Annotated in this window: 11 protein-coding genes; all 11 read left to right on the top strand. The window is 44.5% G+C overall.

What is annotated here, in order from left to right:
• The first annotated feature begins 345 nt into the window (after positions 1-345).
• The 11 genes from QT990_RS34600 (at position 346) to QT990_RS34550 (ending at position 10259) form a co-directional block, all read left to right on the top strand.
• Positions 346-606: a DUF433 domain-containing protein gene (locus tag QT990_RS34600; RefSeq protein WP_333466344.1), complete on the top strand. Its 261-nt coding sequence runs from the start codon at positions 346-348 to the stop codon at positions 604-606.
• A gap of 190 nt (positions 607-796) precedes the next feature.
• The gene (locus tag QT990_RS34595; protein WP_190656775.1) at positions 797-1024 is read left to right on the top strand and encodes a hypothetical protein; all 228 of its coding nucleotides are present in this window, start codon (positions 797-799) and stop codon (positions 1022-1024) included.
• A gap of 94 nt (positions 1025-1118) precedes the next feature.
• Positions 1119-1631 carry a DUF6714 family protein gene (locus QT990_RS34590; protein ID WP_333466343.1) on the top strand — a complete coding sequence of 171 codons (513 nt, stop codon included), beginning with the start codon at positions 1119-1121 and terminating at the stop codon, positions 1629-1631.
• Between the two features lie 74 nt (positions 1632-1705).
• Positions 1706-1870 carry a hypothetical protein gene (locus QT990_RS34585; protein ID WP_333466342.1) on the top strand — a complete coding sequence of 55 codons (165 nt, stop codon included), beginning with the start codon at positions 1706-1708 and terminating at the stop codon, positions 1868-1870.
• A 313-nt stretch (positions 1871-2183) separates the two neighbouring features.
• Positions 2184-2846, top strand: a complete 663-nt coding sequence (locus tag QT990_RS34580) for a class I SAM-dependent methyltransferase (protein ID WP_333466341.1) — start codon at positions 2184-2186, stop codon at positions 2844-2846.
• A 392-nt stretch (positions 2847-3238) separates the two neighbouring features.
• Positions 3239-3949 carry a M15 family metallopeptidase gene (locus QT990_RS34575; protein ID WP_333144716.1) on the top strand — a complete coding sequence of 237 codons (711 nt, stop codon included), beginning with the start codon at positions 3239-3241 and terminating at the stop codon, positions 3947-3949.
• 631 nt (positions 3950-4580) lie between these two features.
• Complete coding sequence (locus QT990_RS34570; RefSeq protein ID WP_333161695.1) at positions 4581-5654, top strand: glucose-1-phosphate thymidylyltransferase; 1074 nt, start codon at positions 4581-4583, stop codon at positions 5652-5654.
• A 296-nt stretch (positions 5655-5950) separates the two neighbouring features.
• Positions 5951-6481 carry a hypothetical protein gene (locus tag QT990_RS34565; protein WP_333408382.1) on the top strand — a complete coding sequence of 177 codons (531 nt, stop codon included), beginning with the start codon at positions 5951-5953 and terminating at the stop codon, positions 6479-6481.
• A 253-nt stretch (positions 6482-6734) separates the two neighbouring features.
• Positions 6735-8873 carry a glycosyltransferase gene (locus tag QT990_RS34560; protein WP_333144719.1) on the top strand — a complete coding sequence of 713 codons (2139 nt, stop codon included), beginning with the start codon at positions 6735-6737 and terminating at the stop codon, positions 8871-8873.
• Positions 8874-8988: 115 nt separating this feature from the next.
• Complete coding sequence (locus tag QT990_RS34555; protein ID WP_333144720.1) at positions 8989-9207, top strand: hypothetical protein; 219 nt, start codon at positions 8989-8991, stop codon at positions 9205-9207.
• Entirely contained in the window at positions 9189-10259 is a 1071-nt protein-coding gene (locus QT990_RS34550; RefSeq protein ID WP_333144721.1) for a glycosyltransferase family 1 protein, read from the top strand. The genes QT990_RS34555 and QT990_RS34550 overlap by 19 nt, the downstream gene beginning before the upstream one ends.
• The last annotated feature ends 133 nt before the right edge of the window (positions 10260-10392 follow it).

Below are 10392 nucleotides of genomic sequence, written 5' to 3'. Positions count from 1 at the left end.
GAGTTTCGGTTAAAATTCCAGGGATTTTTTGTCTCTGTTCGGGGAGCGTCCCTGTTCCAAAACTGTCCGAAGTATTGGCCAAAAGAATTGGATGTTTAAAAAACAATCATGAAATTGAGGTGAAGGAAACAGCTAAGTGCCTTTGCTGAACAAAGTTCGTTAGCGAAGCCCTCGCAGAGGATCGCCCTTCGTGCAAAAGAGAGAAAATAGAACAACAGCACGACACGGATAGCACGGATACACGGATGATATTGCAAGGGCGATCGGTTACAGTGTTTTTTAGCAAAGTAATATGGATGTAGTTTTTGGAGGGTTAGGGATAGGACTTCACAACCTAATGGAAAAGTGACTATCGTCCGCACAGAAAGGGGGCTGACGATCGCGGGGACACGCATCACTCTTTATGATGTAATAGATCATCTCAAAGCCCTGTATCCCCCTAAATTCATTCGTGATGTATTTAACCTTACAGATGAGCAACTCCGCGCTGCCATTTCCTACATTGAAGCGCACCAGACAGATGTAGAAGCCCAGGCTCACGAAATTTTGAAATCAGCCGAAGAAACTCGGCAGTATTGGGAAGATCGCAACCACGTGAAGTGCTAATTCGCCGGAACTATTGAGTAAGCTAATGGCAATAGTTACCTACGGGTCAAACGCTCCATCCAACACTAACTATATTAGTCCGCTGCCTCCTATTCTGATGCTGTCTGGGGCAAAGGATTCAGTGGTTCCTCAATAACTTTCGCGCTCGGCATTTCAAAGGATACCAGCACCAGCAAAAACTTTCATTGAATTGACTGGGTTCAACCACTACAGCATCAATGATTCTCAACAACCCAGTGGAGCACCGCCAGAGGAAAACAAAGCCGATTTTTCAAATCAAGACTCAGTAAGGTCGATCGCTTGTATCTTGAAATCCTTCGTGCAAAATGTTAAATCCCAACAGGAAAACTGGCTGAGTTACTTGGATAGCGATATTGTTAGTGCGATCGGATACACTGAATCAAGTTGCAAGGGTTAAACCTGTAGGAGTGTTAGTAGCGTAATTAATCACAGACAAAAAAAATCAGACCTCCGTTGGTGGGTCGAACTTGATTAACAAAAGGAGATTCTGAATGTCCGAACGGCAACAACAATTGCTCGACACCATCGCTCGCGCGTTCCGTGGCGTCGAACTCGGTGACGGAGTCAGCCTCCACGAGACAACGCTCATCGACCTCTACGAAGGTCCCGAAGCGCGACAGGAGGCGAGATTACTGGACGAGAAGCATGACTGGCGCAAGCTGGTCGGCGACCCTGCGTTGGTCCAGCTTCGCTGGGCGCTGTCCTTCTACGATGCGACTGGCCTCCGCTTCCATCTGCCGGCGTACCTGTCCCTAGCCGTGACCGACTTCGACCTTCGTGAGGATGCGGGCGATGTGCTGGAGAGTCTGATGTTTCTGCTCACGAACTTATCCGAGTACAACCAGGAGCGGTTATCGATCCTCGACAGTCCTCAACGGCGATGTGTCAAGGATGTGCTAGTTTATCTCCGCGATGAGTACGAGTACGAGTTGGAGGGTCTGGAACTTGACCAGGCTATTGGGGGTTACTGGAATTCAGAACCGACGGTGGAGAGACCGGCCTAACCAAACGCTAAAAAATCAGAGCCACGCTGCTAAGGCGCAGTCAGCGCGATCGTCAGCGCGAGTCCGGTAGTGTCATGGTAATACGTCCGGTTCCTCCCGAAGCCCACGGCGAAATCGATTGTATCGCCCTGAAGTACCGCAAGATTGCGATCGTCGCCAAAGATGAGTTATTGCTCCAATTTCAGACGGGAAACCGGATTTCTGACCCAATGTCTGGCAAATTGGACTTTTCACAGTAATCGATCGGGATCGATACCTTGCGATCGCAGCATTTCCTCTAATCGTTCTACACGTTGCTGGGCTTGCTCCTTCGCCTGTCGCTCTTGCTCCTTCGCCCGTCGCTCTTGCTCTGTGCGTTGTCTTTCCCGCTCTTGAGGGCTTAGTTCCCGATCGCCCGCTGCGTCAGCATTTTACTTTTGCGAGTGACTTACTGCCACGATCGATCGCACTCTTAGCACCAGCCGAGTGCCGGATGTCCGCCCTGCGAAGTGTGTTTACAATTCTTATTGTTCTTAAACTAGAAAGAGTAAATCTAGTTTGCAATCAGAATTTATGTTGCTTCCCGCCGACCAACGCACCAAGTTAGACGACACCGACGACAATTTGTTCTATTCCGCTCCCCGGTATGTGACTCACGTAGACGATGGATTCATTCAGCAACTCACCGATTTATATCGGGAACGGCTGAAACCGAATACTCGGATTTTTGATATGATGAGCAGTTGGGTTTCTCACTTGCCCGACGAGATGCAATTTGCCCATGTTGAAGGGCACGGCATGAATGAAGACGAGTTGGCAAAAAATCGCAGACTGAATCATTATTTTGTGCAGAATTTGAACGCAAATCCCAAATTGCCACTGCCGGATGCAGAGTTTGACGCGGTTGTCAACTGTGTTTCCGTACAGTATTTGCAGCACCCGGATGCGGTTTTTGCCGAGATTCACCGGATTTTGAAGCCTGGTGGAGTAGCAATTATGAGCTTTTCCAACCGGATGTTTTATCAAAAGGCGATCGCGGCTTGGCGGGAAGGTTCGGAGGGCGATCGGGTAGAATTAGTCAAGGGCTACTTTGAGTCCGTCAAAGGAGCGAATATACCCGGATTTAGCAAGCCGGAAGTAATTGTTCGCAAGCCTAACTTGCCGAGTTTTATGCAAATGCTGCGAATACCAAGCGGCGATCCATTTTATGCGGTAGTTGCTTACCGCCAAAGTTAGGATTTTTGGGTCGTAAGGACTTTAGGACTTTAGGTGGAGATTGAAAGCACTAAAGTCCTTACTACAAACCGATCGAAAGCTATGTTCTTTAGGTTAGGATATATTTAATATTTGCTCCTAAAATATGGAAAACCGAATTTGGCAGCGCATCAAACTAGGTCCAAATATCTGTTAGAGGAAACCCTGTATTCGCGGTTTCGGATATCCAGTAGAGTTGATTCTTGAATTATGCAGTTCTGGAGTAATTCTCAAGAAATTATAATAGATGAATATGCCGATTTTGAAGAGGAGGGTATTCATGCAAATTTACTGTAGCTTGGGTGACTAAAGTGTAAAGTATATACCGAGTATTGTAGTTCATCAGTAATAATAAACTAGGGTAACACCTTGATATGAAACCATATCACCAAATAGCGATCGACGAATGCGGCGAACCTTTAGTCCCAATTCCAACAGAACATTTTGTCTTTGAAATGCCGCACCCTTATCAAAAGTTGGGTGCACCCTATCACAATAGCAAAGCAGATTCGCCTTACTATCTGCGGCAAGGAGTTGTAGATAGTTTAATCGCCGCTCAAACCCAGCTACAGCAAAATTATCCAAATTGGAAAATTCTGATATTTGACGCTTATCGGCCGGTGGAAGTCCAGCAATTTATGGTAGATTATACTTTTAATCAAATTGCCCTAGCTCAAGGCTGCGAATTTCCGGTTTCCGAAGACAAACGTCAAGTGATTATAGAACACGTATATCAATTTTGGGCAGTACCGAGCCTCGATCGCGCGACGCCTCCCCCTCACAGTACAGGTGCAGCTTTAGATATAACTTTAGTGGATGAAAATAATCGGCAAATTGATATGGGTTCTCCGATTGATGAAATATCAGAACGTTCTTATCCCGATTATTTTGGTAAGAGCAAGGAGCCGCAAAAACAGGAATATCACCGCCGCCGGAAAATATTAAAAGATGCGATGATAGGTGCGGGTTTTCAGCAACATCCTAACGAATGGTGGCATTTTTGTCTGGGCGATCAGATGTGGGCTTGGTTGACAAATCAAAACAATAATGGTAGTCAATTTTTGGCCCGATACGGTCGCTATTAAAAGGGTACGCAATTAAATCGGGACTGGCGCACTCACAACCTTAAGAAAGGGGTTTTGTGACAAAAAACCTCAGCTTTTAACTGCTTCCTGTGGCAATAAACCTGGTTTCTGACACTCTGTGCCTCCAGGAATATAAAAGTTTGAGCAAAATAAATCATTTGTATCAGGATACACGGCAACTATTGCCAGCGGGGTAGCGGTGGTTTAAAATCAACGAGAGCGAACAAGTGCAGGCAAATCAAGCCAGCACTGCAAACCCTAAAGGATAACTCAGAGTTCACCCAGTCAGGAACCTCAGCCTAAAGGCATGAGGCTTGAAGGAGAAATCTAACAAGCCATTCTGACGGGCCTAAGTCTTAACTGACTACGTTTTTTGGGTCACGATACCGGAGAATGCGAAGCTAGTTTTCCGCTCTATCGCTGAGGGTTAAACAGTCCTAAGGTCACTGGGACGGTGCTTTCAGCCTAACAAGCCCTTAAAACATTGACCGACAAGCTAACTTTACTCCGAAAGGAGAACGGGACAACCATATCCCGGCGGGGAGGCAACCATACCTCCCCAACCCCGCAAGGGGATTTAATTCAATGTAAAGCCGTCCTAGAAGGACGGGGTTTCAAACCCATAATTCTGATGAAAGCACTCATCCTCTCTGGCGGTAAAGGAACACGCTTGCGTCCCCTCACCTATACGGGTGCTAAGCAGTTGGTTCCTGTAGCAAATAAGCCGATACTGTGGTACGGAATTGAAGGAATTGTGGCGGCTGGGATTACGGATATTGGGATTATTATTAGTCCCGAAACCGGGGAAGAGGTGAAGACGAAAACAGGAGATGGATCTCGCTTCGGGGCCAAAATTACTTATATCTTGCAAGAAAAGCCGGCGGGGCTCGCTCATGCGGTAAAAGTTGCCAGACCATTTTTGGGCGATTCTCCGTTTATTATGTATTTAGGAGATAACTTAATTCAGAATCAGTTAGATCCGTTTTTAGAGATTTTTAACAAGCAGAAACTAGACGCTCTGATTTTGCTGCGTCCCGTTCCCAATCCCTCTGCATTCGGTGTGGCAAAAGTTGATGAGAAAGGCAGAGTTTTGGAGTTAGTAGAAAAACCACAAGATCCGCCATCGAATTTAGCACTGGTGGGAATTTACTTTTTTGCTCCTACTATTCACGAGGCGATCGATCAAATTCAACCCTCTGCCCGCGGCGAACTGGAAATTACAGACGCTATTCAACAGCTCATGAATCAGGAAAAACAGGTAGAAGCCTGCAATTTAGAGGGCTGGTGGCTGGATACGGGTAAAAAAGACGATTTGCTGAGTGCAAACCAAATCATTTTAGATAGCCGTATCGTAGCTTCAACTGAATTAAAAGTAGACGCCAAGAGTCAAATTATAGGACGAGTGCAAATAGGCGAAGGAACGGAAATCATTAATTCTACAGTTCGCGGGCCGGTGGTAATTGGGGAAAATTGCCGCATTGAAAATTGCTTTATCGGGCCTTACAGCAGTATTGCCGATCGCGTGACGATGATTGATGCTGATATCGAACACAGTGTAATATTACAAGGGGCGAAAATACTTGGCATTCACCAGCGAATTGTTGACAGCGTGATCGGGCAGCGAGCTCAACTCACAAATGCGCCGGCTCGTCCAAAAGCTTTGCGGTTTCTGATTGGTGATGACAGTCAAATTGAGTTAGCTTAAATAGGAAGGAGAAGGTTGTGCGATTGATTCGAGGTAAGGTGAGCAATGTATCTGTGTCAACTTAAGCTCAAAGGTACTACGAGTCTACTGTCTTCTTTCCACAGTCTTCCCGATCCCCCCTAACCCCCCTTAATAAGGGGGGGACAAGACTATTCAAAGTCAACCCCTACTCCCCTTCTTAAGGGGGATTTAGGGGGATCGAGACTCGGATAGAAACCCGATTTAGACATGGTTTCAGTCTTAAGCTGGCACTAAGGGTGGGCACGGCGTAACTTACATTTAAAGGAGAGGAAAGTTTGCAGTACGAAGAAATACCAACTCAACAGATAATACATAAATTGCGGCAAACTTTGGAGCCGCAAATTGGTATTGCTCCGCCCCTGTTGGGAATAGAAAATAGTACGATCGCCCAAAACGAAGATGACGAAGATATCGCCCTTTTAAAGGCAGGTTTCGACATTTATAACATCCCCATTACCTCTTACCAAAGGCGACTCGGTGCCGCAGTCATCGTCGTTAGGAAAATAGTCAGAAAATTGCTCAGACCGGTACTCGAACGACAAGTAATTTACAATTTTGCTAATACCCGCGTCGTGCATACCTTAAGCACACAATTGCAACAATTGCAAGAAAATCAACAAACTATCTTTGAAAAAATTGAATCGGAATTCAGCAGCGAATATCCCGAAGTTACAGCACAGCTTGAGACTCAACAAAGAGCGATCGCAACTTTTCAGTCGGAAATAGAGCAAATTAAAGCAGTGCAGCAGCAACATACTGCTATTTTAGAGAAGATTACCGCTCAATTGCTCGATCGACAAAAATAAAGCATCCAAGCTGACCCAAAATAATTTGGTCGCAAGGCCCCAGATTTATTCGCGAGAGCAATGCTTCAATGCTTCAATCAAAAATCGAAAATTATTCAATTCCTCAATCTAAAATCCTAAATCCCAAATCGAAAATTCCTCAATCCTTCAAATTTTCAATGATTCAAATTTTCAATGATTTAATCCCAAATCGAAAATTCTTCAATCCTTAAATTCCTCAATCTAAAATCTAAAATCTAAAATCTAAAATCGAATGACTGCACTGCCCATATGCTCGTTAATTATAGTCAACTATAACGGTCTGCGCCACACGAAAGATTGTTTAAAATCTCTACAAAAACTTGCGTATCCCGAATCGCAACTAGATTTAATTGTAATTGATAATTGTTCTCAAGACGATTCCGTTAATTCCCTGCGCGAACTATTTCCCAAAGTTCGGATTTTTGTCAATACTGCCAACAACTTTGCTAAAGCCCTCAACCTCGGCATCAGCGAAGCAAAAGGGCAATATATCGGCTTTCTAAATAACGATGCTACCCTTGACAGTCGCTGGTTAGAGATTCTTGTAAAACGGCTAGAAACTAATAAAGAAGTAGGGGCGACCAGCGGCAAATTGTTGTTTAAAGACGGGCGAATTAACAGCGCAGGTATTCAGCAATTACCTAATTTTTATTGGCAAGATGTGGGATTTGGCGAAAAAGATGCGGGACAGTACGATACAGAACGGGAAGTCGAAGGGCTGTGTTGGGCCGCGGTGCTTTTCCGCAGAGAATGTCTCGAAGATGTGGGACCGATAGATGAAGATTTTGTGATGTATTTTGAGGATGTAGAGTTTGCAAAACGCTGCCACAAACGCGGTTGGAAAATGCTTTATACTCCTGCCGCCATCGCCCATCACGAATATCGGGGTTCGAGTAAAGGAAGCAAACTTACCGAGTATTTCTGCAACCGCAATAGGTTTTTGTATTTGGCAAAACATGAACCATTGCAATTAGTCAAAGGAATTCATACTTCTGATTTTTTTACTAACAAGCAGTACGATTTGCTGTTCGAGAGTTTATTTGTAGCGATTAAAAAACTTCTAGATTATCAGAAACCAGAAATCATCGAAACTGTATTGCCACAGTTGTCGGAAAAGTTGGCGGTGATTTACAGTCGCCTGAAGATCGATCGCATTTTGTCTCGCTTACAGGTGGTTCGGGGCGATCGCAAAATGTCGATCGCCATTTACGATCACGGACTGCATTTTATCGGCGGCGGCCAAAAATACGTCGCTACCCTCGCCTCGCTGCTGCAAAATGAATTTGACATTACTTTTATCGCCAACAAACCAGTTGCTGTTTCCGACTTAGAATCCTGGTATGGACTCAACCTTTCAGGATGCAAAATTAAAATTATGCCCTTGGCGTTTTACGATAAACGCGGAATGCAGTGCATCGATTCCAGCATCATCGTGGAAGATATGGAAAATCCCTTTGATGAAATTGCCAGAGAAAGCAAAAACTACGATATTTTTATCAACGCGAACCAACTGGAAAAAGTTAAACCACTATCGCCAATTTCAGTATTTTTCTGTCACTTTCCCAATACCTTCCGCAACCGTCATTTTGCTGTCGATGATTACACTTTCATTATTGCCAACAGTCAATTTACCGTCAAGTGGTTGGAGAAACGCTGGAACCTACAGCCAACTTTTCTGCTTTATCCCCCCGTGGAAATGGCAACAGTTAAAGTGCCGAAAGAAAACATAATTTTGGCGGTGGGACAGTTTGAAGCTGGGGGAACAAAAAAGCAAATTGAACTAATTAAAGCTTTCCGCAGTTTGCTAGCGGATTATCCCGAAGATTTTCAAGGATGGCGACTAATTTTAGTTGGCAGCAGCATTCCGAAAAATCCTTATTTAAAGACTGTTCAGAATTTATTGAAGCAAGATTCAAGGGCGATCGAGCTAAAAGTCAATGTTGACTTTGATGAGGTAAAATCACTTTATGCTAGAGCGAGCATATTTTGGCACGGCTGCGGTTTGGGTGAAGTCAATCCTCAAAGATTTGAGCATTTCGGGATGGCGACTGTGGAAGCAATGCACAACAGTTGTGCTCCGATTGTTTTCAACGGCGGCGGTCAACCGGAAATTGTCGAACATGGGCGATCGGGCTTTGTGTTCAATACCGTTGAGGAACTTTGCCAGCGTTCACATCAACTAATTGTTAATCCCGATTTGCTAGCAGAACTTCAAGCAGGTGCACAGCAACGCAGTCAGAACTTTAGACTTGCACATTTTGAGAAAAAAGTCAATAGTTTTTTTGATATTCTTCACCAAGAGTATGCTACAATTCGGCTGCCAAATCCTGCCGATATAGCTCAAATGCTCGATATGGAACGCGATCGATAAATTGCGTAGGGGCGGGTTTTACCAACAATATTTAATGATTGCAAACAATTTATATAAACCCGCCCGTACACCGCCAATAACTAACATCAAATCTGACTTCTGTGCAACCATAAAAATGTACATTTTCATTGTTCGTTGGGTGGGGGCGGGTTTAGGAAATTATGGGTTTTCGGCAATTATTGTTGGTAAAACCCGCCCCTACAATTGGGATAAATTTTGGTTGGGTGGGGCGGGTTTAGGAGATTATGGGTTTTCGGCAATTATTGTTGGTAAAACCCGCCCCTACAATTGGGATAAATTCTGTTCTATAAAATCATGTCTAATTCACTGTTAATCAATTTGTCCTTCTTAACACCCGAACCAACTGGAATCGGGACTTACGCCGCTAATCTTTTCCCGCAACTGCAACAGCTAGAACCAACATTACTGACTTCCCAGCAAATTAACAATTATACTTGCTATCAAATCCCAGAAACTCTGACACCGGATCGAGGGTCAAAAGGACAAATTAACAGGCTGCTGTGGACTCAATTCAACTTGCCAAAGATTTACAAAAAATTGCAGTCAAGCCTGATATTTTCCCCCATTCCCGAAGCACCTTTATATTCCGGCTGCCGCTACATCGTCACAGTTCACGATTTAATTCCTTTGCGATTTCCCCAACCTTTTTCTCGATTAACAGCTTATTTCCGCTACTACATACCCCAGGTTTTGCAGCAAGCAGAACACATTATTTGCGATTCTCAAGCAACGGCGGCAGATGTTGCTAAAATTTTCCAAATTCCGCCTAAAAAGATGACCGCAATTCCCCTAGCTTGCGATAATATTAATTTTAGATATCTCGACTTGCCCGCCAAAAATTATTTTCTTTATACCGGCAGACACGATCCTTACAAAAACTTGGAAAGATTAATTGCTGCATTTGCGAGTTTACCCGATCGCGCAAATTACGAATTGTGGCTAGCTGGGCCTCCCAATGCCTACACACCGCAGTTGACAGCACAAGTTGAAGAATTAGGTTTACAATCTTTCGTAAAGTTTCTCGGTTACGTTCCCTATTCTCAATTGCCCGTACTGATGAATCAGGCGATCGCCCTAGTTTTCCCTACACTTTGGGAAGGATTCGGCTTACCAATTTTAGAAGCAATGGCTTGCGGCACACCCGTCATCACTTCCAACCTGTCATCAATGCCAGAAGTAGCCGGAGATGCCGGATTATTAGTCAATCCTTACAGCGTCCCAGAAATAGCCGAAGCCATGCAAACAGTAGCCACAGATTCAAAAGTGCGATCGAACTTAAAAACTGCTAGTTTAGCCAGATCATCTCAATTTAGCTGGAACAAAACCGGCAAAGCAACCGCCAACATCTTACAACAATATCTTTAAACCTTCCCTCTCTTCCTCTCTGCGTCCTCTGCGCCCTCTGCGGTTAAACTCACATCTTGCACCATTGTCAGCAACAGGCAAGATGCCTGTTCCACAAAAGATAAATTTTCTTGTGGAACAGGCATCTTGCCTG

The organism is Microcoleus sp. T3_B1 (assembly GCF_036700445.1).
Classification (GTDB): Bacteria; Cyanobacteriota; Cyanobacteriia; order Cyanobacteriales; family Microcoleaceae; genus Microcoleus.
The sequence above is the reverse complement of the archived record's forward strand: the minus strand, read 5'-3'. Positions and strand labels throughout refer to the sequence as shown.